Here is a 24,815-nt window from a genome sequence, read left to right on the forward strand (position 1 = left end):
GAAACCTCTTACTGATAAGCAAAATCGAAGGTGATACTGGCATTCAGCTTTCCGCCTTTGGTGGCGGCATCCTTGCATTTGTTGCCACAAGAAAGTGCAGCTTGCAGGGGAATACTGGCGCTGCCCCCGTCAAAGCCGGAGCCGTCAATCACTGCTGGCAGGAAGGTGTTGTTATCCACCACGTCACCCTGAGAGGTCACAATGCGCACGCCGTAATTCACCACCTGAGAAGAGGCGGGTTGCAGGAATAAAAAGTCGCCGCTCGCCGTGTTTCCCGCACCTGAAACTTTCACACCTGGTTTCTGTACTGCGCCAATAAACCCAGCACATTGCGAGAGGGTGATCGTCAGCGGCTTTTCCTCGCTGCCTCCATTTTTGATGTCAGATGACTGCACAGTGCCGAAATCAATAACCGGAGGTGCTGAGACCTGACAGGTTGGTGCCTGAAACGTCGCGGTAAACTGCACATCCGTTGCTGTTACTTGGGTTGCCATCGCCAGCAGGCACAGGCAAAGCGAAGCCCTCAAGGCAAGGGTTTGCCCTGATAAAGTGTTGTGATTTTTCATCGTGTCTGTCTGTTGAAAGCGTTAGGGAAAAATAAAGGCGAACGTGCTTTTTGCGCTGGCCGTTTCTATCGTGAGCAATGGATCATCACGGCAGTGCAGCAGCACGGCCAAAATGGCTTTTACTCAAAATAAAATCAGTTAGTTACTTGATTCAATCTCTCTAATTTACGGTGCCACTGAATTTCTCTACCCCACCATAATCATTAATGGCTGCCCATTCGGCTTTTCCCTTTCCAGCAGAAACCGGATAGGTATTGGAGGCAAAAGGCGCAATCATACTGGTGCCTTTAATGACATCGAGTTTGACTTTACTGCCATCAATCTGCAGTTTGTTCAGTGAAATAAAATAAGGCGTTGGGTTCGAAACCTTAATGCCCTGACCTTCTTTGGAAAACTGTAATTTCCCCATCGCCTCTTTGTGAGTGATGGCTAAACCATCTGGGCGATAGAATAGTTTTAACGTGTTCCCCGTCGCGACTTGGAGAGTGCCACCAACCTTGTCGTCATTACTGTCATGGCCCGTTTTACCGGTTGGAATTGCCATAATATTCAAATAAAAGACCGACTCTTTATCTTTAGGCAAAGCATTTGATTTTTTCAAAATTCGAACTTTATTCATCGAATCAGGTTCAATACGAAATAACGCAGGTGTCGACATAAAAACGCTGTTCGTTGGTTTCGCTGATAGACTTTCTGAAATACCAACATTAATAAGATAAGGTTGATTCTGCGAACGGTTATTAATGTTAATACTTTGACTGCTGTCGCTTTCGGCAAAAATAATACGTGATGCGCCAATGCCAATACTGGCCATTGCCGGTTGGATTAAAAACAAACTCAGGCTTAAAATAATGCCTAACTTGCAATAACACTTCATAATATTCTCTATCTGCTTAATGAAAAAGAGAGGTGGAAAAGCCCCTCTCTTTTCTGACTATTCATTTCTGACTATTAATGTCGAACTAAGAATATCTTACGATTAGTTATTAACGTAAGAGATCTTGATTGGCGCAGTGTAGGCACCTGGTTCGATGTTTGCTGTATCCATTACAGCCATACCCGCAGTGAAGGTATAGGTCAGCGCGCCGTTTTCATCAGCAACAACTGGAATGCTAGTGTTATTCGTTACCTGAGTGGTATTGTCTGACTGCTTCAGCATGAAACCAGCGCTCTTAGCGGTATCGCTCAAGAACATGTTGTTTTCAGTACCCACAACGCCAGTCACCTGCAGAGCACCCGCTTCTTCTTCGCTGCAGTTTGTCAGACTAACGGTCAGGGGTTCTTGACCGATTTGTTTTTTAGCTGCGTCAAATGCTGTTTTAGAGAACGAACCCACGTTTAGAGTTGCAGCACCATTATTTGCAGTCACTTCGCAAGTCGTGTCTACAATAGTCCCTTGCAGTTGGACGTCAGCCTGAGTTGCAGCTTGGACGTTACCAGTAAGACCCATAATTAAAGCAACAGGCGCAAGGGCGATAATTCTTTTCATTAAAAAATCCTTCATTAATATATATTAATACGATTGAGATTATATTTAACCATCAGGTATTAGCTGATGAATAAATAATACTTACCCTCAGATAAATTAAATATAGGCTAAGGATTATTTTCACGAGAGAATTGGACTACACGTGTAGGACGTGGCGTAAATTCGTATGGATTATTTAGTTAAATCGATAATTCACATGAGAAAAAATAAAATTTAGCGCGCCATTATGTAGAAATATACTCGCCTAGAAAAATAGCTTTTAGCAGGAAATTAAATATTAATATTGGGTAGATTTAAAAGCGAGACAACCTGTAACGGGCCCCCCTCCCTATCAACGTTGATAAAAGCCGTATTGATTCACTCAGCCGTGTGATTTTGGGAGTCACCTTTTCCCCCTCCGGTTGAGGAGAGGGAAAAGCCAGCACGATCAGAAGTGCCAGGTAAAGCCCGCGTTGACGCGGTTATCCTGATGGTTTTGCGAGACTAATCCGCCATAGCCTAACGACAGCACAGCATCCTTACTAACTGCAACTTCCATGCTGGCTTTCAATACGGCACCATCGCGTGATGCCGGTACGCTGTTGACCACAAATGTCGAGTGGCTGCCGCTGAACATCAAACCGGTATCTCGCGCCAGCTCCCCATATTGGTGCTGCCAGCCCAGTTCGCCACGCAGCGTTACCGCCTGCCATTGGGTGTCGGCACGCAGCCCCAGCGTTGAGAGCGTGGCGTCGGTATGCTGCCTATCTCCCCGTAACGCCGCCGCACCGCCATTTTCAGCAAGACCGTTATTTTGGAAATTGACATAGGTCAGATTAGCGAAGGGCTCGAGATTGACTTCCGCCGCTTTTAAACCATAGCCAACTTCGGCAAACACTTGCTGGGTGCGGGCGCTGTATTTGGCGACAAGGCTATCGGATTGCGCACCATAGTTGACGCTGCGAGAGGTATCAATACGGTGCCAGGTGTAAGCACTGCCAGCACGTAGCGCCAGATTGCCAAACTGCTTGCCGCCATAGATCCCTAGGTGGTAATTATCGCTGTCGGCGTTGGAGCCATATCCCCCGTCCAGCGACGTGCGGGTATAGCCGGTGGAGATACCGAGCTGCCCGTTTTCGGCGAGCGTTGAGTCCAGCCCTAGCAGGATCCCGTAAGTTGATGCCTGATAGCCCGTGGCGTTGATATCCCCAGCGGCACGATCCCATGCGCCTAACAGTTGTGCCCAAGCTCCGCCTTCGTTTGCCTTGATGCCGGATGAACGAGTCAGCCCTTCTTCTTGGCGCAGACGTTCGTTCAACGTGTCACGTAGATAACGGCTTTCGTTGATCTGAGCAGAGGCGATATCAGCATGAATTTGCCCTGATAATTGCCGAAACGCCTGTCGGGCTTCCCAAGGAGTGCTGCTGGTCAGGATGCTTTCGTAGACTGGGTTGCCAGCGCTCAGAGTATCTGCCGCCGCTGCGAGTGCCTGCTCGTTTGGCGTTTGTGCAATATCGCTGAAGGCCGTCGCGTTGCGCCCCACATTCAGGACGATCTGGTTGGGTTGATAGGATAAACCGGTGCCCAAGAACAGATAATCAGACTGTACGCTATCAAAATCCCCGTGGATGCCCTGTTGCGCCGTCAGAATGGTGTACTGTTTGCCCAATAAACTCGGTACTTCGTTCTGGCTAAGCAGGTTACCGCTATTCTCCAATGAGATAGCCACCTCACCGCCGTTTAACACTGCGGCCCCTGCGCTCTGAATAAGATCGCTGCGGCCATCTGCGGCGATTTCCACCCTATAGAGAGCCCCAGGTTGAAAGGTAACGTCATTCGCGACATGCAAGATACCTATCGAGTTGCCAGGAGCGATCACGGCACCGGAGCGTGCGGTCAATGTGCCAACCGTGCCGGAACCACCCAACATGGCCCCTTCATCGACCATCACGGAAGAATACCCGTGATAACCGTTGATGATTAAGGCTCCACCGGCAACCGTCGTTGTACCAGAGAAGCTATTGTTACCCGTCAGCTCAAGGATGCCTGACCCCTTTTTGACGAAATCACCGTTCCCAGCGATATCATTGCCCCAGGTGTCATAGGCACTGAAACCACCTTGGCTGGCCTCCATCGTAACCGAGACATTGCCGTTAAACGCGCCATAACCGTCGGCAGCGGCATAGAGATTGAGACGTGCCCAGCCTGAACCGTTGTCGAGCGCATGCCCAGATTCTATTTCCGTGGTCGCGAGAACTTCACGCCGTTGCTCTGCGTTCAGGTACGGGAAACGGGTGGCAATCAGCACCTCGGCACCTACCGGTACTACCGGGGCGAGATCCGTCGGACCAACGGGAGACAAGCCGTAAGTCAGCCTGTAGAGGTAATCGGCTTTGTTGCTCGCCGCTTCACTTAAACGTGCCGCTTTGTCTATTGCTGCGCATTCGGCAATGGTCGTCTGGCATCCTTGCTCCAGCATGGTGCGCAGATCCGTCTGCGCGGCCAACGTCAACGCCTGAAAGTCGTTGGTCGTAACCATCGGCGAGCCCAGCATGCTTGAAATGTTTTGCCCCAGATAATCGGGGTTATTGTTAAGTATCTGCGCCAGAGCGTAGGTGGTCATGATACGTGCGCCGATAACGTCTAACGCATAGTGGACGCCCAACGTGATACGGCTATTGCCATATTCAGAGCCCCGCAACAGAAACTCTTGGAAACGCTCTGGCACCATTTCTGCAAACAACAGGGTGCTGGCAAAGCCGAAAGCCGAGTGGCCGCTAGGGAAAGATGCATTACCTTTCACGGTTGGTAGGATGGCCACCGCGCTGTCAGTCTCTACTCCAAAAAAGTCGGGAGCACTGAAACTGATGATCCTGTCAGGCGCAACCTGAACGGGGCGCGAGTTGCCGACGGCATTGCGGTTTTCTTCTAGCGGGTTATAAGCCAGATCGTAGACGTTATAGACGCCGTCTGCGGGTAGCGCGATCCCAGTTGCGGGTAGCGCAGGGTTTCCGTTGGCGCTGCCATTCGCATAATAGTTTTTGGCGAAGCTGGAATCAGCCTGAATCAGCGCATTAACCTGTGAGAACAGGGCGACGAAATTTTGAGAAAACGTCGTCGCAGTATAGGTTGCCGCGTTAACAGCGTTGTGCGTGGAGAAGATTTCACTCATCTTTGGCCCTAGTGCGTCAGCCACCAGCAGGCCATTACTCATTGAACCGATAAGCGCCGAGATCGTATTGTCTGCAATGGCTCTGGCGCGTTGAGCCTCAGAGGCATTGTTGTTGATAGCGATTGAAGTGTTGAGGTTTTCAGCCAGAGCCTGTTGCCCCGCGGTATGACTGTTAAGCTGGCTGAATCCGGAGATAAGCTCTGTTGCGTTGATAATTCTTGTCTCAGCCGCATTGGCCGATCCCAGATAAAAAATGACTGCGCTACACAGCGCAGATACTGCTGTTTTTCCTAGCATTTTGGATCATCCCTAATAACCCTATAAATTAGCAAGGTAATGTAGTAACAGCTTTTGATGACGTTTTTATTAACAGGCTGGAAAAAGAGCTTGATCCCCTTAGCATCCCCCTTAACATGTAAGCCTCGATTTTCATCGATAGCAGCCTTATTCTTGTCTGTCGACTTCCTCATCTTATGTCTTTGGATGACAAGTGATATCTAACGAGAACCTCGAAAATCACAATTTACTTTAAATTCAATGGAATAAAAGATTAAGTCTATGACTGACAATGTAAATGTAGATTCCCACACCCCAATGATGCAGCAGTACCTTCGGCTTAAAGCCCAGCATCCTGACATACTGCTGTTCTACCGGATGGGGGATTTTTATGAGCTGTTTTACAGCGATGCAAAGCGTGCATCACAATTGTTGGAGATCTCACTGACCAAACGGGGTGCATCCGCCGGTGAACCTATTCCGATGGCCGGTGTTCCTTATCATTCGATTGAAAACTATCTGGCGAAATTGGTCCAGTTAGGTGAATCAGCGGCTATTTGCGAACAAATAGGTGATCCAGCTACCAGCAAAGGGCCGGTTGAGCGTAAAGTCGTGCGGATCGTGACACCCGGTACAGTCAGTGATGAGGCTTTACTGCAAGAACGCCAAGATAATCTGCTTGCCGCAATTTGGCAGGATGCCCGCGGTTTTGGTTACGCAACCTTAGATATTAGCTCTGGTCGCTTTCGCGTGGCAGAACCTGCCGATATGGAAACGATGGCCGCCGAGCTACAACGCACCAATCCTGCCGAGCTTTTATACCCAGAAAATTTCGAGCAAATGTCGTTGATAGAGCATCGACATGGCTTACGTCGTCGCCCCATGTGGGAATTTGAGCTGGAAACGGCTAAGCAGCAGCTTAACCTGCAATTTGGCACTCGCGACTTAATTGGTTTCGGTGTTGAGCAAGCCCATCAGGCATTACGCGCCGCTGGCTGCCTGCTGCAATATGTCAAAGATACGCAGCGTACCTCCCTGCCGCATATCCGTGGTTTGACCATGGAGCGCCAGCAAGATGGCATCGTGATGGATGCCGCCACTCGTCGTAATCTCGAACTGACACTCAATTTATCCGGTGGCACCGAAAATACGCTGGCGGCAATTCTTGATTGCAGCGTGACGGCCATGGGGAGCCGGATGCTGAAACGCTGGCTGCATATGCCCATCCGCGATATCAAGGTACTGAACAATCGTCAGCAGGCCATTGGTGGCTTGCAAGAACTGACCGATGAGCTACAAACTCCGTTGCGCCAAGTCGGCGACTTAGAGCGTATTCTGGCACGTTTAGCCTTGCGTACTGCCCGCCCAAGGGACTTGGCCCGTATGCGCCACGCTTTCCAACAATTACCTGAGATCCATCGTTTACTGCAACCGGTCAATGTCCCTCACGTGCAAAACCTGCTCTCACAAGTCGGTCAGTTTGACGAATTACAAGACCTGCTGGAACGCGCGATTGTGGAAACGCCGCCGGTATTAGTCCGCGATGGCGGCGTTATTGCCCCTGGCTACAATGCCGAGTTGGACGAATGGCGAGCGTTGGCCGATGGTGCGACCGATTATCTGGATCGACTGGAAATTCGCGAACGCGAAAAGTTGGGGTTGGATACGCTAAAAGTCGGCTTTAATGGGGTCCATGGTTATTACATCCAAGTTAGCCGTGGCCAGAGCCATCTGGTTCCCATTCATTATGTCCGCAGACAAACGCTAAAGAATGCTGAACGCTACATTATTCCGGAACTTAAAGAGTATGAAGACAAAGTTCTGACCTCGAAAGGCAAAGCGCTGGCGATAGAAAAAGGACTCTACGAAGAGATTTTCGATCTGTTGCTACCGCATCTGTCTGAATTACAAATCAGCGCCAATGCATTGGCTGAATTGGATGTGCTGTCTAATCTGGCGGAAAGAGCAGAAACACTCAACTACAGTTGCCCAAGCCTGAGCGATAAACCGGGGATTAAAATTACCGCTGGCCGTCATCCAGTCGTTGAGCAGGTGCTGAGTGAACCTTTTATTGCTAACCCGCTGACCTTATCACCGCAACGGCGCATGCTCATCATTACTGGGCCTAATATGGGCGGTAAAAGTACCTATATGCGCCAAACTGCCCTGATTGTGCTGTTAGCACACATGGGGAGCTTTGTCCCTGCGGATCAGGCGATTATCGGTCCAGTCGACCGTATCTTTACCCGCGTGGGTGCAGCAGACGATCTGGCATCGGGCCGCTCGACCTTCATGGTCGAAATGACCGAAACCGCCAATATCCTGCATAACGCGACCGAGCAAAGTTTAGTGCTGATGGATGAAATTGGTCGCGGTACGTCGACCTATGATGGCTTATCACTCGCTTGGGCTTGCGCAGAGAATCTGGCCAGTCGCATTAAGGCGATGACGCTGTTTGCTACCCATTACTTTGAGCTGACAACCCTCCCGGAAAAAATGGAAGGTGTGGTCAATGTGCACTTGGATGCGCTGGAGCACGGGGAAACGATCGCCTTTATGCACAGCGTGCAAGATGGCGCAGCCAGTAAAAGTTATGGTTTGGCTGTTGCGGCCTTGGCTGGCGTACCGCGAGATGTGATTAAGCGAGCGCGGCAGAAACTTAAAGAGTTGGAGTCACTTTCCAATCATGCTGCTGCCAGCAACATTGATGGCTCGCAACTGACACTGCTTAATGAAGAAACACCTCCGGCGGTTGAAGCATTAGAATCATTGGATCCAGATTCTCTATCACCACGTCAGGCATTGGAGTGGATTTACCGCCTGAAAAACATGGTATAGCGCCCATAAAAAAACGGTGAACATCTGTTCACCGTTTTTGTGTTTTATCAGAATCACTCTGTACCCTCACTCATCCATTTTGCTGTGACACAAATAATGCGCCGGCAACCTGAAATAAGGTGGGTCGGTTTATTCGCGGAATAATGCCTCAATGCTCAAACCTTGAGTCTGCAAAATTTCCCGCAGGCGGCGTAAGCCTTCTACCTGAATCTGGCGAACACGTTCACGTGTTAAGCCAATCTCACGGCCAACGTCTTCTAACGTTGCAGCTTCATACCCCAACAGACCAAAACGACGGGCCAATACTTCGCGCTGTTTTGCATTCAATTCAAACAGCCATTTGACGATACTTTGTTTCATATCATCATCTTGCGTTGTATCTTCCGGACCGTTTTCATTTTCGTCAGACAGAATATCCAACAAGGCTTTCTCTGAGTCGCCGCCCAAAGGCGTATCAACAGAAGTGATACGTTCGTTGAGGCGTAACATACGGCTCACATCATCGACCGGTTTGTCGAGTTGCTCAGCAATCTCTTCAGCACTCGGTTCATGATCCAATTTATGAGAAAGTTCTCGTGCGGTACGCAAATAAACGTTTAATTCTTTGACGATATGGATAGGTAAACGAATGGTTCGGGTTTGGTTCATAATGGCCCGTTCAATCGTTTGACGAATCCACCATGTGGCATAAGTGGAGAAACGGAAACCGCGTTCAGGATCAAACTTTTCGACCGCACGGATCAACCCGAGGTTACCCTCTTCAATTAGATCCAGCAGCGCTAAGCCGCGATTACTGTAACGACGAGCGATTTTCACCACTAGCCGTAAGTTACTTTCAATCATACGCCGACGTGAAGGCACATCTCCGCGCAATGCACGCCGGGCAAAATAAACCTCTTCTTCTGCCGTTAACAGCGGCGAATAACCAATCTCACCAAGGTAGAGCTGTGTCGCATCCAGCACTCGCTGGGTAACGCCTTGCGCCAACAGCTCATCTTCCGCTAACTCGCTTTCAGTAGGTTCATCTTCTACTAATGCTTTTTCATCGAAAATTTCAGTTTCCGTACTGTTTTCATCAAAATCAGCATCTTCATGCAACTCGTTAACTTTCAGCGTATTTTGGCTCATATGCTGCTCCTACCCGTGAATCCGGCGAGCAGAATACAGCGTATTCTGCCCAATCTATCGCTGCGGAAGGTAACGCAGCGGGTTTACGGATTTCCCCTTGTAACGAATTTCAAAGTGCAATCTTACTGAACTGGTTCCGGTGCTACCCATGGTTGCTATTTTTTGACCCGCCTTCACTTCTTCTTGTTCCCGGACCAGCATTGTATCGTTGTGAGCGTAGGCGCTCAGGTAATCATCGTTGTGTTTGATGATAATTAGATTACCGTAACCCCGCAGTGCGTTCCCCGCATACACAACTCGCCCATTTGCTGTAGCGAAAATTGGTTGCCCACGAGAACCGGCGATATCAATCCCTTTGTTTCCCCCCTCTGAAGCGGAGAAACTATCGATCGTTTTACCTTCAGTTGGCCATTTCCAGCTACTGACTGGACCACCATTACTGGTTGGATCACTGATGGCACTGCTAGGTGCAGTAACAGGTGCTGTTGTTGCGACAACCGCCCCTGATGATGGCAACATTTTACCAACATTCTGTTTACCCGAATTTCCAGAATACCCGCTAGTTGATTGAGAATCAACCGTTGTAGTTGTGTTCTGAATATTAGTTGTGTCCTGAATATTTGCCGGTGGTTTTGCTATTCCGCCTGATGTGGCATCAGTCGCGGCGAGCATTCCACCGCCTGAGCCATTCCCCAATTGAATGGATTGCCCCACATTTAGGCTATAGGGTTCAGCAATATTATTTTTTGCCGCCAGATCTCGGAAATCATTCCCCGTTATCCATGCGATATAAAATAGCGTGTCACCACGCTTCACGGTATAGGTATCACCGCTGTAACTTCCTTTGGGGATAGTGCCGTAGCTACGGTTATAAACGATACGTTCACCCGACGTATTCGCATCCGTGCTGGAGCCACTTAGCATTGTCCCTGAACGATCACCACCGACACTACTGATCGGTGCAGAAGTGGTGTTCTCATTGCTACACCCGACTAACCATAAACTCATAACCGTACATGCCGCGACCCGGCGTAATGTAATCATTGGGCTTCCCATGCTCATGCTTCCCCCATGACAGCAATAATTAGCGATGTATCAAATACAGAAGCGCGCATGCTATCAATACCACGCCTGCCATACCATAAAATTTATGTTACTGATTTTTGGCCGTTCTTTCACGTAAACCGATTTTTTTATATCAATCGATTTTTGCATAAATAGACTTCTTGGATGAGATGAACGAGTTAGGGTTGAAATAAAAACATTCAAGTCAGGCCAACTCTCCCTTCACCAAGGGGACAAAACGTACTGCTTCTACCGTCTCAATCTGGAATTCATTATGACGGCGCTGGACATATTTCAATGTTTGAGCCTGCTCACCGACGGGAAGGACCAATATTCCCCCATCATCCAACTGCTCAAGTAATGCCTGCGGAATTTCTGGCGGCGCCGCTGTCACAATGATCGCATCAAATGGCCCGCGTGATGCCCAACCTAACCAGCCATCACCATGGCGGGTGGAGACATTATGCAGATCCAACTGTTTCAGGCGACGTTTTGCCTGCCACTGTAACCCTTTGATTCGTTCGACTGAACAGACATGCTCAACTAAATGCGCCAAAATTGCGGTCTGATAACCTGAACCCGTGCCAATTTCCAAAACCCGCGACTTAGGGGTTAATTGCAGCAATTCTGTCATCCGCGCCACCATATAAGGCTGAGAAATCGTTTGCCCAGAACCAATGGGTAGAGCCGTGTTCTCATACGCCTTATGCGCGAAGGCTTCATCAACAAAACGCTCGCGCGGCACCGCTTCGATCGCTTGTAATAAGCGCTCGTCCTGAATGCCTTGCTGACGTAACTGCATCAACAATGTTTGCATGCGTTTATTTACCATTCACCGTCAACCTCTTGTCGGTTAACCAGAAATACTGGCTAACCAGTTTTCAACCACGTCTTGTGCCGCATAGGCCGTTAAATCAACCTGAAGTGGCGTGATAGAAACATAACCTTGTTCAATCGCCGCGAAATCCGTATCCGGTGCCACATCAAATTTTTCACCTGGCGGCCCTATCCAATAAAGATCTTGCCCGCGCGGATCTTGCTGACAAAATACCTGCTCTGCTGGATGGCGGCTACCACAGCGAGTGACACGAATACCTTTTATCTCAGATAAGGGTAAATCAGGTACATTAATATTCAGTATTTTGCCGGTACGCAATGGTTTATGTTGTAACGCGCGCAATATGCGGCAAGTGATCGACGCTGCAGTCTCATAATGCTGATGGCCATTAAGTGAGATGGCCAAAGCTGGCAGCCCCAAATGTCGCCCTTCCATTGCCGCTGCAACCGTCCCCGAATAAATGACGTCATCCCCCAGATTTGGGCCAGCATTGATACCAGAAATCACAATATCGGGCCGAGGGCGCATTAATGTATTCACGCCCAGATAGACACAATCAGTCGGTGTTCCTTGCTGAACGGCGATATCACCGCTCGATAAAGTGGTGATGCGCAATGCGCTATCAAGCGTCAACGCATTAGATGAACCACTGCGATTACGATCGGGAGCAACAATTTGCACCTGAGCAAACTCACGCAAAGCCGTGGCGAGCGTTTGGATACCCGGTGCGGAAATCCCGTCATCGTTACTCAGCAATATCCGTAGCATCAAGATTATCCAAGTTCATGATTTCTCGCACCACACTGGTCGCAAAACTGCCTGCGGGTAACCAAAAGCTCAATTCCAGCGTGACCTCATCCCACCAATTCCACGTCATATTCTGTGGTTTTAGTAATATTGCACGGCGCGCGCCCTCGACACGTTCGCGTTTCACCAGTGCCAGTAATTCGCTCTGTTCTGCCAAGCAGGCTAATTCGAAAGCCAATGCTTCGCCTTGGGTACCCAATTCACCGTCTCCCGGTAATGGGGCGGTGATATTCAGTTCACCAGCATCGACACGCTGCTGTAGTGAAATCAACTCATCGGCCCCCGCAACAAACCAACTACCACGGCCAGAAAGTTGCATAGCATCGCCTTCAAGTACCGTTGTGGCCTGTTGCTGCGCCAAACGTTCGCTGCTGACCAAGTTGAACATGGCACTGCGACTGGCCGACAGGTAAAAGCTGCGCTTACTGCGTTCTTTAACTCGAATATCGTTATTCGCCCACAAACGCGCCTGTACTAGATTGTTGCCGCCACGACCAAAGCGCTGACTGCCAAAATAGTTAGGTACGCCTTGAGCAGCTATCTTCTGCAAGCGCTGCTCTACATCTTGATTATCCGTAATGTGACGTAATATCAAGGTAAAAGCGTTACCCTTCAGTGAACCAATACGCAGCTTTCTTTTTTGGCGCACGGACTCAAGCACTTCACAACCTTCCAGTTCGAAAGTGGAAAGGTCGGGGCCTTCTTTACCTGGCAGATGTAAGCAGAACCACTGTTCGGTCACGGCGTGGCGATCTTTCAAGCCCGCATAGCTCACCAGACGAGGGTGAATCTTGGCGAAACGAGCCAAATAATCAGCGACAAATTGGGTATTGCAGCCGTTCTTGCGGATACGAACTAAAAGATGCTCGCCTTCGCCATCTGGTTCAAAGCCCAGATCCTCAACCACCACAAAATCTTCTGGATTAGCTTTTAAGATACCGCTCGCGCGAGGTTTACCGTGCAGCCAAGTGAGATTTTCCATATCCATTTTTATGCGTTACCTAATCTTTATGCCTTAACCAATAAGGCGACAGCCTCACAGGCAATGCCTTCGCCACGGCCAGTAAAACCCAGCTTTTCCGTGGTGGTGGCTTTGACGTTAATATCATCCATATGACATTGTAGGTCTTCCGCTAAATGAACGCGCATTTGCGGGATATGAGGGAGCATTTTAGGGGCTTGGGCAATAATCGTAATATCCAAATTCCCAAGTTTATATCCCTTCGCCAAAATACGGCGGTAAGCTTCGCGCAGTAGTCCGCGGCTATCAGCGCCTTTAAAGGCGGGATCGGTGTCGGGGAATAACTTGCCGATATCACCTAATGCGGCAGCGCCCAGCAGGGCATCGGTGGCAGCATGCAATGCCACATCACCATCAGAGTGCGCCAGTAAGCCTTTTTCATAAGGGATACGTACACCACCAATGATTAATGGACCACTACCGTCCTCGCCAAATTTATGAACATCAAAACCGTGACCGATCCGCATTAGTTTTTCTCCAGATGATGTGATCGCGTTAAATAAAACTCTGCTAGCGCCAGATCCTCTGGTCGCGTCACTTTAATATTGTCCGAACGGCCAGAAACTAATAGCGGGTGATAACCGCAATGCTCTAGCGCTGAAGCTTCATCAGTGACAACCGCCCCTTCTTGTAGCGCGCGGAATAAGCATAATTTTAATAATTCTAACGGGAAAAGTTGAGGTGTCAGGGCATGCCACAGTGCTTGACGATCGACAGTATGAGCAATGGCTTGTACGCCTGCTTCACTGCGCTTCATGGTGTCACGCACCGGAGCCGCCAGAATGCCGCCCACCTTGCTATGACGCATGATCGATAATAACTGGTCGAGATCGTCTCGGTGTAAACAAGGCCGTGCCGCATCATGGACCAGCACCCACCCCGCCTGCCCCGCAGCTTGTAAACCAGCCATCACCGAATCGGCCCGTTGTTCACCACCGTGAACGACGCGAATACGGCTATCCTGCGCAATGGGTAACGTAGAAAATTGCGTATCCTGCGGGTGTATGACGACAATAATTTGCTGGATCTGCGGGTGATCCAGCAAAGAAGAAATAGCATGTTCAATGATCGTCTTACCGCCCGCCGTTAAATACTGCTTAGGGCAATCAGCCTGCATACGGCTGCCAATACCCGCCGCCGGTAAGACAGCAATCACTTCAGGAAGGGAAACTGCAAAATTACTCATTATTTATTATTGTGCGTTATTTTGCGTCGAAGGAGGACTCGCATTGCGTCTGGATTGGTCAGGAACCAGACGATAGAAACTTTCGCCGGGTTTAATCATACCCAGTTCGTTACGTGCGCGTTCTTCGATCGCTTCTTGACCACCGTTTAAATCATCGATTTCAGCAAATAGCTGGTCGTTTCGGGCTTTAAGTTTACCGTTGTTGGTCTCTTGCAGAGCCACGTCATCCTTAACCCGAACAAAATCATGAACACCATTCTTACCCAACCACAGTGAATACTGGAGCCAGCCAAGTATTATCAGCAAAAGTAATGTAAGTTTTCCCATTCCCGCCCCCCGAAAACTGCCTAATCATCCCACAACTTTTCGTCGGACTCCACTGTGTGACGGAAATAGGCCACAACGCTCAGATTAAGGACGATTTGCGGCAAAAATAGCACGCCAACCAACAAATTGTCATTAAATGCTAATTTTCAGCACTCTTTCCCCGCTGCTACCGATGAAAAAAACGCCCCAATCATTCAGAAGTAAACACTGGAAAATGGAATTTTTCCATTACCTTATGCCAGCCAATAAAATAATTTTGCATATTTAATGTCGCCATAAATAAATAGTCCCTATCGCGGTTGAGTTTACATTTATAAGCGTATATTTTTATGCACTCAAACTGCATAAATAAAAAAATCGTATTCTCACTCATCTTTATCTTTTAACCGGGAGATTCGCATGTTTAAACGTTTAATGTTGGTCGGGACTTGTCTGGCCGCCGTGTTGTCAGCAGGTACTGCTATTGCCGCTGAACCCACTTATGTGGTCGGCTCCGGTGGTACCTACCGCCCATTCGAGTATGAAAACAGCCAAAAGCAATTAGAAGGTTTTGATATCGATATCATCAAAGCTGTTGCCCAAGCGGAAGGTTTTCAGATCAAACTGGTGAATACACCTTGGGAAGGGATTTTTGCCACTTTAGGTTCAGGTGATCGCGACATTATTATTTCTGGCATCACCATCACCGATAAACGTAAGCAAATGGTGGATTTCTCTGACCCTTACTTCCCAGCAGAACAAACCATCGTGGTGCCTAAAGGCTCTAAAGTGGATTCTATTGCGGCACTGAAAAACTTAAACGTTGGCGTCGTGAACTCCAGCACTGGCGATATCGTGGTCTCTGATGTGCTCGGTAAAAATAGCACCGCTATTAAGCGTTTCGATAATACGCCGCTGATGCTGCAAGAGTTATATGAAGATGGTATCGCTGCCGCAGTGGGTGATGTGGGTGTTGCCAAATTCTATCTGAAAACACATCCAGAAAAAGCGTTTGAGCTGGTTTCTGATGATAAGTTTGAACGCCAATATTTCGGTATCGCGGTTGCAAAAGGTAACGAAGAATTACGCAGCAAAATCAACAGTGGCCTGCAAAAAATCGTGGCTGACGGGACTTACGCTAAAATCTACGAAAAATGGTTTGATGCACAAGTGCCAACACTGCCGACCAAATAATTCTTTAATACACTTTTAGCCCTCAGGATCTTGGTGTTCGCGTCAAGATCCTCGGGTATTTGGATTTCATATGTCAGGATTTCGTTGGGAAATCATTCAAGAATACGCCCCGCTGTTTATGGATGGCGCTTGGATGACGATTAAGTGCACCATTATCTGTGTGATTTTGGGGACAACTTGGGGGCTAACGCTGGGACTGGGGCGGTTGGCGCAGGCACCTCATGGTATTTGGAAGCCCATACTGCATTACTGTGTTCAATGGCCAGTACGTGTCTATATCAGTGCGATTCGAGGAACACCGCTGTTTGTGCAAATAATGGTGGTGCACTTTGCGCTGGTGCCGCTGTTTATCAATCCGCGGGATGGCATTCTCGTCACCAATGGCATTATGTCTTCTGATTTTGCCCGCATGCTGCGCTCTGATTATGGTGCTTTTTTATCTTGTATCGTGGCGATCACTCTCAATGCCGGGGCTTATGTCTCTGAGATATTCCGTGCGGGTATTCAATCAATCGATCGTGGTCAGATGGAAGCCTCTCGCTCGCTGGGGATGAGCTACGGTAAAACCATGCGTAAGGTGATTCTGCCGCAGGCTTTCCGCCGTATGTTGCCCCCCTTGGGGAACAACGCCATTGCGATTGTGAAAGACTCATCGTTGGCATCAGCCATTGGGCTGGCTGACTTAGCCTATGCCGCACGAACCGTCTCCGGTGCCTATGCCACGTATTGGGAACCCTATTTGGTTATTTCAGTGGTTTATTGGGTCATTACGTTTTTACTTTCGCTGTTAGTGCGACATATGGAAAAGAGGTTCGGTAAAAGTGATTCACGTACATAACCTGCAAAAACAATTTGGTGAAACCCATGTGTTGCGTGGCATTTCATGTGACATTCAGCCAAAAGAAGTGGTCTGCATCATTGGCCCATCCGGTTCTGGGAAAAGTACTTTTTTACGCTGCATAAATGCGTTGGAAACCTTGTCCGGTGGCGAAATTACAGTGAACGGCTTTGAGATCCACAATCCAAAGACGGATCTCAATCGTATGCGCGAAAGTGTCGGTATGGTATTCCAACGCTTTAATCTGTTTCCGCATATGACCGTGCTGGAAAATCTGATTATGGCCCCGATGGATGTCAAAAAACTGCCGCGTTCACAGGCTATCGAACGCGCTGAGTTGTTACTGCGCAAAGTGGGTTTGCTGGATAAGATTGATGCTTATCCGAGTAGCCTCTCTGGCGGGCAACAGCAGCGTGTCGCGATTGCCAGAGCACTGGCGATGGAACCTACTATCATGTTGTTTGACGAGCCAACGTCAGCACTCGATCCTGAGTTGGTGGAGGAAGTGTTATCTGTGATGAAAGCATTGGCACTAGAAGGCATGACCATGGTCGTCGTCACCCACGAAATGGGCTTTGCCCGTGATGTCGCTGACCGCGTGCTGTTTATTGACCAAGGCGTGATTCAAGAAGAGGGTAAACCAGAGGAGATCTTTACTGCGCCAAGCAATCAGCGCACACAAGCATTCCTGAGTAAGGTGCTCTCAGCTCAAAGATAACAGGTAAAAAGTCGACTGGCGGGCTGTTACTGGGGTAACCCAATGGCCCGCAGATTGCTGCTCACCAACCGGTGAGAAATGAGAATAACATCCAGAACAAACACAGCACCGCAATCCCCGCTCCACCGATGGTTATCAGTAAATTACCGCGCGATAGCACACTGAGCATGATCCCAATCAACACCGAAAGCGGCATGAGTGCCAGAAAGAACGGCCAAGTGTACAACAGGAAAAAGAGGGTATTGGGGCCATAGATAAAGAAAGGGATCGCAAATGCCAACCAATAGAACACAAAACCAGTAACGCCACCGAGGAAGGAGTATGAAGGTTCATCTCGCTCTCGTTGTTCGTCGATCATAATTTGGGTGACATTCAGCATACAAATCCTGTAGGTACAGTTTACCGGCACGTTCTAAAGACGTTTTGCCCGTGACAATAAGTCCCTAAATACCAACGTCTTTGGCATGACAACTCGGCAGTTTTCATCAACGCCAGCTCGCAGACTCAGCCCGATATGCTTACATCAGTAAGAGAGTCGGGCGAGTGTACGACACTAACGTTAATTGATGGCCCTGCGGCTGTATTGACGTAGGTTATAGGTTTAGGATTTGATAATAGCGCTATCGCGTAGTACGTCTAACAATTGTTCAATCAAATTTGTTACTAATTGTTCACCCTGCAAATGAATGTCTGCGTCTTCCGGCGATTCGTAAACGGCATCGATGCCTGTGAAGTTTTTGAGCTCGCCAGCGCGGGCTTTTTTGTACAAACCCTTAGGGTCCCGGGCCTCACAAATGGCTAAAGGCGTGTCGACAAACACCTCGATAAACTGACCTGGTGCCAGCATATCGCGCACCATTTGGCGCTCCGCACGATGCGGAGAGATAAACGCCGTGAGCACCACCAGACCGGCATCCACCATTAATTTGGCGACCTCGCCAACCCGACGGATATTTTCGCGGCGATCATCATCAGAAAACCCCAAGTCGCGGCACAAGCCATGACGAACATTGTCGCCATCCAGCAAGTAAGTGCTAACACCGCGAGCGAACAGGGCCTGTTCCAGCGCACCGGCCACGGTCGATTTACCGGAGCCAGATAAGCCGGTAAACCAGAGCACGACGCCCTGATGTCCATGCTGCTGTTCTCGATCCTGCCGAGTGACAGCATGAGGGTGCCAGACGATATTCTCATCGGCTGGCGTGGCATGTTCGACTGACACGCTATTTCCCCCCCAATAAATCACGCGCACCCCAGTGCGGGAAGTGGCGACGAACCAGTGCATTCAGTTCCAGCTCAAAGGCACTAAACTCGGTGCTTTCTTGGTAGACCGATTCCAGTGTTTCGCGAATCAGACCCGCACCCACCGTCACATTACTCAACCGGTCAATAAAGATCATGCCACCAGTCTCGTGGTTACTCTGGTAGCTATCTAGCACCAGTGGCTCATCGAACGCCAATTCAACCAATCCGATACCATTAAGCGGCAAACTTTCCACCACCCGCTGGGTCAGTGAGTTGACCTCAACCTGATATTGGATTTTTTCCACCCGCGCACGGGTCTTTTTACCCGCGACTTTGATGTCATAGCTTTGACCAACCACCAGCGGCTGCTCAGCCATCCACACAATATCCACCAACGCATTTTGCGCTGCTTTTAGTGTATCGCTGGCATCCACCAGCAAGTCACCACGGCTGATATCCACTTCATCGGTCAGTACCAACGTAATCGCTTCTCCGGGGACAGCTTCAGTCAAATCACCATCAAAGGTCACGATACGGGCAATCGTCGATTCCACACCAGAAGGCAGGACTTTGATTTTTTGCCCAACACGCACCACGCCAGCAGATAGGGTGCCAGCATAACCACGGAAATCTAAATTAGGGCGGTTGACGTACTGGACTGGGAAGCGTAACGGTTGTTGGCGACGAGCATTCACCACATCAACGCTTTCCAGCACTTCAAGCAGTGTTGGGCCAGAATACCAATTCATTCGCTCGCTAGGAGAGGCCACATTATCGCCATCCAGCGCAGACAGTGGCACAAACTTAATATCCAGATCGGCCGGTAACTGTTCGGCAAAACTCAGGTAGTCTTCTTTAAATTGCTCGAAGACACTTTCCTGATAATCCACCAAATCCATTTTGTTCACTGCCACCACTAAATGGCGGATCCCCAGCAAGGTCGCAATAAAGCTATGGCGACGAGTTTGGTCTAACACCCCTTTTCGGGCATCAATCAACAAAATCGCCAAATCGCAAGTCGATGCGCCCGTGGCCATATTACGGGTGTACTGCTCATGTCCTGGGGTATCGGCGATGATAAATTTGCGCTTCTCTGTCGAGAAATAGCGATAAGCCACATCAATGGTGATGCCCTGCTCACGCTCAGCTTGTAACCCATCCACCAGTAACGCCAGATCCAGTTTTTCGCCCTGCGTACCCAATCGCTTGCTGTCAGTATGCAGCGTTGTTAGCTGATCTTCGTAGATTTGGCGGGTATCATGCAGTAAACGCCCTATCAAGGTACTTTTACCGTCATCGACACTCCCGCAGGTTAAAAAGCGCAACAGAGTTTTGTGTTGTTGTGCATGCAGATAAGCCTCAACGCCGCCTTCGTTGGCAATTTGCTCGGCGATGGAGCTGCTTTGTAAAATCATCGACCGGCTATCGGGCGCTGATTGATCTACCGCAACAGGTTTAATGTGTAATTTGGTGTTCATCGGGCGCTCCTCAGAAATATCCCTGACGCTTTTTAAGCTCCATGGAGCCGGATTGATCGCGGTCGATCATTCGACCCTGACGTTCACTGGTGGTCGAGATAAGCATCTCTTCGATAATGGCGGGTAAGGTTTCAGCCTCAGACTCCACCGCACCGGTGAGTGGCCAGCAGCCCAAGGTGCGAAAACGCACCATCTTCTGAGTGATCACCTCACCCGGCTGTAAATCGATGCGATCATCATCCACCATCATTAACATCCCATCACGTTCCACCACCGGCCGTGGTTTCGCCAAATACAGCGGCACAATGTCGATTTTTTCCAAGAAGATGTATTGCCAGATATCCAGCTCCGTCCAGTTGGACAGCGGGAAGACGCGAATACTTTCGCCTTTGTTAATCTGACCGTTGTAGTTGTGCCACAGCTCAGGACGCTGATTTTTTGGGTCCCAGCGGTGGAAACGGTCACGGAAAGAGTAAATACGCTCTTTAGCACGTGATTTCTCTTCGTCACGCCGTGCGCCACCGAAAGCGGCATCAAAACCATATTTGTTCAAGGCTTGCTTAAGGCCCTCGGTTTTCATGATATCGGTATGTTTGGCACTGCCATGCACAAAGGGATTAATCCCCATGGCCACACCTTCTGGATTGCGGTGTACCAGCAACTCACAGCCAAAATCTTTGGCTATGCGGTCACGAAATTCGTACATTTCACGGAATTTCCAACCGGTATCCACATGCAATAACGGGAAAGGTAAGTTACCGGGGAAGAAGGCTTTGCGCGCCAAATGCAGCATCACAGAGGAGTCTTTGCCGATGGAATAGAGCATCACCGGGTTACCGAATTCGGCGGCCACTTCACGGATGATATGGATACTCTCCGCCTCCAATTGCCGCAAATGAGTGAGTCGTTTTTCGTCCATAACAGATCCTTTATGCCAAATTCACGACTGACGGGCTAATGGCCTGTTCAGTCTGTCGTTGTTGCCCAAACCAAGCGATTTGGTGATGCAAATCCACCACTTCACCGATAACCAGCAAGGCGGGTGTGGGGGCCTGATGCGCGAGCGATTCAAGCTCAGCTAATGTACCGATACGGACTTGTTGGTCTGCGCGAGTGCCCCGACTAATAACCGCCACTGGCGTCGTACTCGCTCGGCCATGTGTCATTAAATGCTGGCTAATTTCAGCCGCTTTCACCGTGCCCATGTAAATCGCCAACGTTTGGCGACCACGTGCCAATGCTTGCCAATCCAAGTCATCGCCATCACCGCGACAATGACCGGTGATAAAAGTCACGCTCTGTGCATGATCACGGTGAGTCAGAGGGATACCCGCGTAGGCCGTCGCCCCCGCAGCCGCTGTCACCCCAGGTACCACTTGAAACGTAATACCGGCTTGCGCGGCAACCTGTAACTCTTCGCCACCTCGGCCAAAGATAAAGGGATCGCCCCCTTTCAACCGCACCACTCGCTTGCCTTGCTGTGCGAGAGTCACCAGTAATTGATTCGTTTCTTCCTGCGCGACTGAATGTGCGCCTGCCCGTTTACCGACACAAATGCGCTCAGCATCGCGGCGGACTAAATCCAATACTTCTGGACTGACTAAATGGTCATAGAGCACCACATCAGCCTGCTGAATCACTTGTAAGCCACGTAGCGTCAGCAAACCAGAGTCTCCGGGGCCAGCTCCCACCAAGGCAATCTCACCCAGTGTGCTCCCCTGCCCGTCCAGCGATTGCTGCAATTCGTCTTCTGCTTGTGCTAACTGACCACGACTGATCAAACTGGCAAAACGGCCACTGAAGGCGTTTTCCCAAAAACGACGACGTGCACCCATGGTTTGAATGTGTTGCTTAACACGGCCACGCCAGCGCCCCGCGACCGCAGCCATTTCCCCCAGACTGGCGGGTAACAACGCTTCCAGTTTTTCACGCAGGATCCTCGCCAGCACCGGCGCTTGACCGGCAGAGGAGATCGCCACCACTAAGGGTGAACGATCGACGATCGACGGGAAGATAAATGAGCAGCGAGGTTGATCATCCACCACGTTGGCCAAAATACGACGTTGATCTGCGGCGGTAAAAACAGCCGCATTGAGTGCGGTATCGTTAGTGGCTGCAATCACCAGAAACACCTCATCTAGCTGCTCCGGCAAGAAAACCTTCGCCAACCAGTGAATACGGCCATCCTGATGCTGTTGTTCAAGTTCAGATGAAAGCGTCTGCGCCACTACCCGCACCTGAGCGCCAGCGCGGTGCAACAAGTCAATTTTTCGCGCAGCAACTTCACCGCCGCCAACGACCAATACGGGGCGCTGTTTTAAGTCGGCAAATAGAGGTAGATAATCCACAACGGCCTTCAATTACATGATAAAGCGTAGGGTGACTATAGGGGGGGGGCATGGCCTTATGAAATGACTAAAAGTAATTACAAGTTCCATAATGATATATAGCCGTAATGGTATAGCTTGCAGCTATGTTTGCTCGTTATCATTGAAACGCTTTTTGGGTTCATCTTTCTGCAATTTAAGAATCATACAAATTGTTAATTTGTGCGGACAGTTTCATACTAAGTGCCGCTTAGCACTGCGTTAACCATGCCAACAGACATGGCCCAAACTATGACAAGGATATTTCGGTATGTTTTCCCGCCGTCGCCTAAAGTGGGCATTATTCACACTGTGTTTCACTACCGCTCTGCCCTTACAGGCCGCCAACGACCAAGCCGTCGGTAAAATTGCGGAACAGCAAACTCGCCATATTAGCACTTACTTCCCCGGCCGAATGGCGGGCAGTCCAGCAGAGCTGTTGGCTGCCGAGTACATCAATCATCGTTTCCAACAGATGGGTTATCAAAGCAACCTACGCGGCTTTAATACGCGCTATCTTTATACCAGTAAAAATGGCAAACAAAGCTGGCGGACACTGAGTGCAACCTCGGTGATTGCCGCCCGTAATGCGACCATGACTCAGTCCAATGCTGCGGCTAAAGCGGATGAGCAGAAACAGATTGTTATCATGGCGCACTTTGATACCTACACGCCGCAAAGCGATATGGATTTAGATAACAACCTTGGCGGCCTGACGCTGCAAGGCGTTGATGATAATGCTGCTGGGGTGGGTGTTATGCTAGAACTGGCAGAGCGCCTAAAAGCGGTTCCGTTGCGCTATGATTTGCGCTTTGTCGCCCTCAGTGCAGAAGAGATTGGGGCGCAAGGCACCGAGAGCTATTTGGAGCGCATGAGTCAAACAGAGAAGGCGAACACCTTACTGATCATTAATTTGGATAGCCTGATCACCGGAGATCGCCTTTATTTTAGCGCCAATCAACAACCGTCAGCCATTGCAGCGCAAACGCAAGCATTGAAGCTGGCGCGGCGTTATGGCATCTCTGCGGCTCCCCTGCAATATCAGGCCGTATCGCCGTGTCGGGCTGATAAAAACCTCTTTGAGGCAGCCGGCTTGCCGCTGTTATCTGTCGAGGCCAGTAACGCCAGTTTGGGCAAGAAAGACGGTTGCCAGCAACGCGCCATCAGCACCCACTTCCCACAGGGCACGACCCGCCACCAGAGCCAACTCGATAACTTAAATTATCTGGATAAGTTCTTGCCAGGGCGAATCACCAAACGTACCCACGATACCGTCAAGATATTGCAACCGCTGATAGAAGCGTTAGCTGCCGCTAAGAAGTAATCTCAACCTGCGAAATACTGCGCAAAACAAGCAGAAACTCAATGAAATCAACGCTAGGGTGGTCATATTGGCCGCCCTTTCTCATCTTTTTCGCGTATAACTCTCGGTGGGTATGATACCTACAACTAATTGACTCAACCTTGCTGGTAGGTATAATAACCACCAGTAACTCACCAGGAGATCACATGGAGAGTGGCGAATTAATAAAACGATTAGAAAATACAGGCTGGCACATCAGGGGCGGTAAGAAAACGAACGGTGGTAGCCATATTACCCTATGCAAACCAGGGGTTTATAAAATTATCACGCTACCCCATCCACGCAAGGATGTCTCCATAGGTGTACAAAGACAAGCGATGCGAACGGCCGGACTTAACTGATTTAACCAAAGCAAAAATGCTGAGAGAGTAAACCATGATCTACCCTATTTTTATCTTCAGTACCGATGAAGGATTCGACGGCTACTTTCCTGATATTGATGGTTGCTTCTTTGCAGGCAATACATTTACCGATATCAGTAAAAATGCGGAAGACGCTTTTGCTGTTCACATTGAAGCACTCATGGATGAAGGATTTCCTTTACCGGCCCCCGCGAGAGATCCACAACACTACATTGGTGACCCTCGCTTAAAAAATGATGGTGGGATATTGGGATTTGTTGAAATTGATCCGGCCAAATATGAAAGCAAGGCGGTTAAATTCAATCTGACCATGTCACAAAACCTGCTGACAGCCATTGATAAGTTTATTGCGACAAATCGTGGTTATAAGAATCGAAGCCAGTTTCTCGCCGAATTAGCCCGAGAGCGAATTAACAGTTAGTCGCCATATCGTGAGAAAAAGGGCGCTATCTGCGCCCTAGACTGCTGACAACGGTGATAACAGGTAGAAGAGTAAAGCGTCCGCACCAAGGATGGCGTGGCTCAAGCCTCCAAGGACGGATTCACGGCGTCTTTACGATCTGCCTGTCATCAGTGCAAC

24 protein-coding genes are annotated in these 24,815 nt (G+C 49.4%); 7 read left to right on the top strand and 17 right to left on the bottom strand.

The window, feature by feature from the left end; genetic code table 11:
* Positions 1-8 precede the first annotated feature (8 nt).
* The 4 genes from BN68_RS09745 to BN68_RS23650 form a co-directional block, all read right to left on the bottom strand.
* Positions 9-566, bottom strand: coding sequence for a fimbrial protein (locus BN68_RS09745; protein ID WP_080995214.1), 558 nt, complete (start codon positions 564-566; stop codon positions 9-11).
* Between the two features lie 160 nt (positions 567-726).
* A complete protein-coding gene (locus BN68_RS09750; protein ID WP_019210986.1) occupies positions 727-1,443 on the bottom strand; it encodes a fimbrial biogenesis chaperone in 717 nt (238 codons plus the stop codon).
* A gap of 102 nt (positions 1,444-1,545) precedes the next feature.
* Positions 1,546-2,055, bottom strand: a complete 510-nt coding sequence (locus tag BN68_RS09755) for a fimbrial protein (protein ID WP_019210987.1) — start codon at positions 2,053-2,055, stop codon at positions 1,546-1,548.
* A gap of 427 nt (positions 2,056-2,482) precedes the next feature.
* Positions 2,483-5,503: an autotransporter outer membrane beta-barrel domain-containing protein gene (locus BN68_RS23650; RefSeq protein WP_019210988.1), complete on the bottom strand. Its 3,021-nt coding sequence runs from the start codon at positions 5,501-5,503 to the stop codon at positions 2,483-2,485.
* Positions 5,504-5,764: 261 nt separating this feature from the next.
* On the opposite strand from BN68_RS23650, the gene mutS reads away from it, so the two are divergent.
* Positions 5,765-8,320, top strand: coding sequence for a DNA mismatch repair protein MutS (mutS, locus tag BN68_RS09770; RefSeq protein ID WP_019210990.1), 2,556 nt, complete (start codon positions 5,765-5,767; stop codon positions 8,318-8,320).
* A 129-nt stretch (positions 8,321-8,449) separates the two neighbouring features.
* On the opposite strand, the gene rpoS is transcribed toward mutS, so the two are convergent.
* The 8 genes from rpoS to ftsB all read right to left on the bottom strand — a co-directional run bounded on the left by rpoS (position 8,450) and on the right by ftsB (position 14,692).
* Positions 8,450-9,448, bottom strand: coding sequence for an RNA polymerase sigma factor RpoS (gene rpoS / locus BN68_RS09775; RefSeq protein ID WP_019210991.1), 999 nt, complete (start codon positions 9,446-9,448; stop codon positions 8,450-8,452).
* A 54-nt stretch (positions 9,449-9,502) separates the two neighbouring features.
* Positions 9,503-10,492 carry a murein hydrolase activator NlpD gene (gene nlpD / locus BN68_RS09780; RefSeq protein ID WP_019210992.1) on the bottom strand — a complete coding sequence of 330 codons (990 nt, stop codon included), beginning with the start codon at positions 10,490-10,492 and terminating at the stop codon, positions 9,503-9,505.
* A 226-nt stretch (positions 10,493-10,718) separates the two neighbouring features.
* Complete coding sequence (locus BN68_RS09785) at positions 10,719-11,345, bottom strand: protein-L-isoaspartate(D-aspartate) O-methyltransferase (protein WP_019210993.1); 627 nt, start codon at positions 11,343-11,345, stop codon at positions 10,719-10,721.
* A gap of 21 nt (positions 11,346-11,366) precedes the next feature.
* Positions 11,367-12,119 carry a 5'/3'-nucleotidase SurE gene (surE, locus tag BN68_RS09790; protein ID WP_019210994.1) on the bottom strand — a complete coding sequence of 251 codons (753 nt, stop codon included), beginning with the start codon at positions 12,117-12,119 and terminating at the stop codon, positions 11,367-11,369.
* A complete protein-coding gene (gene truD / locus BN68_RS09795; protein ID WP_019210995.1) occupies positions 12,097-13,146 on the bottom strand; it encodes a tRNA pseudouridine(13) synthase TruD in 1,050 nt (349 codons plus the stop codon). Before truD ends, surE begins: the two co-directional genes overlap by 23 nt.
* A 20-nt stretch (positions 13,147-13,166) precedes the next feature.
* Positions 13,167-13,646: a 2-C-methyl-D-erythritol 2,4-cyclodiphosphate synthase gene (gene ispF / locus BN68_RS09800; protein WP_019210996.1), complete on the bottom strand. Its 480-nt coding sequence runs from the start codon at positions 13,644-13,646 to the stop codon at positions 13,167-13,169.
* Entirely contained in the window at positions 13,646-14,365 is a 720-nt protein-coding gene (ispD, locus tag BN68_RS09805) for a 2-C-methyl-D-erythritol 4-phosphate cytidylyltransferase (RefSeq protein WP_019210997.1), read from the bottom strand. The genes ispF and ispD overlap by 1 nt, the downstream gene beginning before the upstream one ends.
* A 6-nt stretch (positions 14,366-14,371) precedes the next feature.
* Entirely contained in the window at positions 14,372-14,692 is a 321-nt protein-coding gene (gene ftsB, locus BN68_RS09810) for a cell division protein FtsB (RefSeq protein ID WP_019210998.1), read from the bottom strand.
* 399 nt (positions 14,693-15,091) lie between these two features.
* On the opposite strand from ftsB, the gene BN68_RS09820 reads away from it, so the two are divergent.
* The 3 genes from BN68_RS09820 (at position 15,092) to BN68_RS09830 (ending at position 17,421) form a co-directional block, all read left to right on the top strand.
* Positions 15,092-15,865 carry a basic amino acid ABC transporter substrate-binding protein gene (locus BN68_RS09820; protein ID WP_019211000.1) on the top strand — a complete coding sequence of 258 codons (774 nt, stop codon included), beginning with the start codon at positions 15,092-15,094 and terminating at the stop codon, positions 15,863-15,865.
* Positions 15,866-15,935: 70 nt separating this feature from the next.
* Positions 15,936-16,703: an amino acid ABC transporter permease gene (locus BN68_RS09825; RefSeq protein WP_019211001.1), complete on the top strand. Its 768-nt coding sequence runs from the start codon at positions 15,936-15,938 to the stop codon at positions 16,701-16,703.
* On the top strand, positions 16,687-17,421 hold the full coding sequence (locus BN68_RS09830; protein WP_019211002.1) for an amino acid ABC transporter ATP-binding protein: 735 nt from the start codon (positions 16,687-16,689) through the stop codon (positions 17,419-17,421). The genes BN68_RS09825 and BN68_RS09830 overlap by 17 nt, the downstream gene beginning before the upstream one ends.
* 61 nt (positions 17,422-17,482) lie before the next feature.
* Here the strand turns inward: BN68_RS09830 and BN68_RS09835 are convergent, their stop codons facing one another.
* The 5 genes from BN68_RS09835 to cysG all read right to left on the bottom strand — a co-directional run bounded on the left by BN68_RS09835 (position 17,483) and on the right by cysG (position 22,492).
* Positions 17,483-17,800 carry a DUF3561 family protein gene (locus BN68_RS09835; protein ID WP_019211003.1) on the bottom strand — a complete coding sequence of 106 codons (318 nt, stop codon included), beginning with the start codon at positions 17,798-17,800 and terminating at the stop codon, positions 17,483-17,485.
* Between the two features lie 222 nt (positions 17,801-18,022).
* Entirely contained in the window at positions 18,023-18,706 is a 684-nt protein-coding gene (cysC, locus tag BN68_RS09840; RefSeq protein WP_186375657.1) for an adenylyl-sulfate kinase, read from the bottom strand.
* Positions 18,645-20,081, bottom strand: a complete 1,437-nt coding sequence (gene cysN / locus BN68_RS09845) for a sulfate adenylyltransferase subunit CysN (RefSeq protein WP_081578809.1) — start codon at positions 20,079-20,081, stop codon at positions 18,645-18,647. Before cysN ends, cysC begins: the two co-directional genes overlap by 62 nt.
* 73 nt (positions 20,082-20,154) lie before the next feature.
* Positions 20,155-21,063, bottom strand: a complete 909-nt coding sequence (gene cysD, locus BN68_RS09850) for a sulfate adenylyltransferase subunit CysD (protein WP_019211006.1) — start codon at positions 21,061-21,063, stop codon at positions 20,155-20,157.
* Between the two features lie 10 nt (positions 21,064-21,073).
* On the bottom strand, positions 21,074-22,492 hold the full coding sequence (gene cysG / locus BN68_RS09855; protein WP_019211007.1) for a siroheme synthase CysG: 1,419 nt from the start codon (positions 22,490-22,492) through the stop codon (positions 21,074-21,076).
* A 289-nt stretch (positions 22,493-22,781) separates the two neighbouring features.
* Here cysG and BN68_RS09860 point away from each other — a divergent pair, with 289 nt between their 5' ends.
* The 3 genes from BN68_RS09860 (at position 22,782) to BN68_RS09870 (ending at position 24,656) form a co-directional block, all read left to right on the top strand.
* A complete protein-coding gene (locus tag BN68_RS09860; protein WP_019211008.1) occupies positions 22,782-23,834 on the top strand; it encodes an aminopeptidase in 1,053 nt (350 codons plus the stop codon).
* 185 nt (positions 23,835-24,019) lie between these two features.
* Positions 24,020-24,214, top strand: coding sequence for a type II toxin-antitoxin system HicA family toxin (locus tag BN68_RS09865; RefSeq protein ID WP_019211009.1), 195 nt, complete (start codon positions 24,020-24,022; stop codon positions 24,212-24,214).
* Between the two features lie 34 nt (positions 24,215-24,248).
* Positions 24,249-24,656 carry a type II toxin-antitoxin system HicB family antitoxin gene (locus tag BN68_RS09870; protein WP_019211010.1) on the top strand — a complete coding sequence of 136 codons (408 nt, stop codon included), beginning with the start codon at positions 24,249-24,251 and terminating at the stop codon, positions 24,654-24,656.
* The last annotated feature ends 159 nt before the right edge of the window (positions 24,657-24,815 follow it).

This window comes from Yersinia massiliensis CCUG 53443, from assembly GCF_000312485.1.
In the GTDB taxonomy this organism is placed as follows: domain Bacteria; phylum Pseudomonadota; class Gammaproteobacteria; order Enterobacterales; family Enterobacteriaceae; genus Yersinia; species Yersinia massiliensis.

What these genes read in the sequence shown, in the direction of transcription:
- BN68_RS09745 (WP_080995214.1), bottom strand. Translation starts at nt 566, where the DNA reads ATGAAAAATCACAACACTTTATCAGGGCAAACCCTTGCCTTGAGGGCT.
- BN68_RS09750 (WP_019210986.1), bottom strand. Translation starts at nt 1,443, where the DNA reads ATGAAGTGTTATTGCAAGTTAGGCATTATTTTAAGCCTGAGTTTGTTT.
- BN68_RS09755 (WP_019210987.1), bottom strand. Translation starts at nt 2,055, where the DNA reads ATGAAAAGAATTATCGCCCTTGCGCCTGTTGCTTTAATTATGGGTCTT.
- BN68_RS23650 (WP_019210988.1), bottom strand. Translation starts at nt 5,503, where the DNA reads ATGCTAGGAAAAACAGCAGTATCTGCGCTGTGTAGCGCAGTCATTTTT.
- mutS (WP_019210990.1), top strand. Translation starts at nt 5,765, where the DNA reads ATGACTGACAATGTAAATGTAGATTCCCACACCCCAATGATGCAGCAG.
- rpoS (WP_019210991.1), bottom strand. Translation starts at nt 9,448, where the DNA reads ATGAGCCAAAATACGCTGAAAGTTAACGAGTTGCATGAAGATGCTGAT.
- nlpD (WP_019210992.1), bottom strand. Translation starts at nt 10,492, where the DNA reads ATGATTACATTACGCCGGGTCGCGGCATGTACGGTTATGAGTTTATGG.
- BN68_RS09785 (WP_019210993.1), bottom strand. Translation starts at nt 11,345, where the DNA reads ATGGTAAATAAACGCATGCAAACATTGTTGATGCAGTTACGTCAGCAA.
- surE (WP_019210994.1), bottom strand. Translation starts at nt 12,119, where the DNA reads ATGCTACGGATATTGCTGAGTAACGATGACGGGATTTCCGCACCGGGT.
- truD (WP_019210995.1), bottom strand. Translation starts at nt 13,146, where the DNA reads ATGGATATGGAAAATCTCACTTGGCTGCACGGTAAACCTCGCGCGAGC.
- ispF (WP_019210996.1), bottom strand. Translation starts at nt 13,646, where the DNA reads ATGCGGATCGGTCACGGTTTTGATGTTCATAAATTTGGCGAGGACGGT.
- ispD (WP_019210997.1), bottom strand. Translation starts at nt 14,365, where the DNA reads ATGAGTAATTTTGCAGTTTCCCTTCCTGAAGTGATTGCTGTCTTACCG.
- ftsB (WP_019210998.1), bottom strand. Translation starts at nt 14,692, where the DNA reads ATGGGAAAACTTACATTACTTTTGCTGATAATACTTGGCTGGCTCCAG.
- BN68_RS09820 (WP_019211000.1), top strand. Translation starts at nt 15,092, where the DNA reads ATGTTTAAACGTTTAATGTTGGTCGGGACTTGTCTGGCCGCCGTGTTG.
- BN68_RS09825 (WP_019211001.1), top strand. Translation starts at nt 15,936, where the DNA reads ATGTCAGGATTTCGTTGGGAAATCATTCAAGAATACGCCCCGCTGTTT.
- BN68_RS09835 (WP_019211003.1), bottom strand. Translation starts at nt 17,800, where the DNA reads ATGCTGAATGTCACCCAAATTATGATCGACGAACAACGAGAGCGAGAT.
- cysC (WP_186375657.1), bottom strand. Translation starts at nt 18,706, where the DNA reads ATGCACTGGTTCGTCGCCACTTCCCGCACTGGGGTGCGCGTGATTTAT.
- cysN (WP_081578809.1), bottom strand. Translation starts at nt 20,081, where the DNA reads ATGATTTTACAAAGCAGCTCCATCGCCGAGCAAATTGCCAACGAAGGC.
- cysD (WP_019211006.1), bottom strand. Translation starts at nt 21,063, where the DNA reads ATGGACGAAAAACGACTCACTCATTTGCGGCAATTGGAGGCGGAGAGT.
- BN68_RS09860 (WP_019211008.1), top strand. Translation starts at nt 22,782, where the DNA reads ATGTTTTCCCGCCGTCGCCTAAAGTGGGCATTATTCACACTGTGTTTC.
- BN68_RS09865 (WP_019211009.1), top strand. Translation starts at nt 24,020, where the DNA reads ATGGAGAGTGGCGAATTAATAAAACGATTAGAAAATACAGGCTGGCAC.
- BN68_RS09870 (WP_019211010.1), top strand. Translation starts at nt 24,249, where the DNA reads ATGATCTACCCTATTTTTATCTTCAGTACCGATGAAGGATTCGACGGC.